Consider the following 539-nt stretch of genomic DNA (forward strand, 5'->3'; position numbering starts at 1 on the left):
GTGGGCCATGAAGTCCACGAGCAAGAATCAGGTGAGCACGCAGCTAACCTGCTGGAGCAAACATTAGTGCGTGAAAATGCGCTGCATAGCGGTGTAGTTTTACACTCAGACAACGGTGCGCCGATGAAATCGCAAACTATGCGTGTGAAAGCACAAGAGTTGGGTGTGACAACGTCATATAACAGGCCGCGAGTTAGCAACGACAATCCATTTGCAGAATCGTTGTTCAGAACTTGCAAATACAGACCCGACTGGCCTTCGGCAGGCTTTAAAAGTCTCGAAGAAGCCAGGACATGGGTACTGAAATTTACTCGTTGGTACAACTATGAGCATAAGCACAGTAAGTTACGATTTGTTACGCCACATCAGCGACATACAGGACAGGATGAAGAAATACTAGCCCAGCGAAAAGAGCGAATGGAAATAGCAAAAGCAGCCAATCCGGGTCGATGGGGAACACGTGCTGTGCGAAATTGCAGTCCAGTCGGACCTACAACGCTTAACCCGGAAAAACAGCACACGGGTGAGGTAAAAAAACA

Annotated in this window: 1 protein-coding gene; it reads left to right on the forward strand. The window is 48.2% G+C overall.

Features of this window, described 5'->3' with window-relative positions; all coding sequences use genetic code 11:
• On the forward strand, nt 1-539 hold a 539-nt coding region (locus CWB99_RS23570; protein WP_171045445.1), incomplete at both ends, for an integrase core domain-containing protein.

This window comes from Pseudoalteromonas rubra (assembly GCF_005887095.1).
Taxonomy (GTDB): Bacteria; Pseudomonadota; Gammaproteobacteria; order Enterobacterales; family Alteromonadaceae; genus Pseudoalteromonas; species Pseudoalteromonas rubra_E.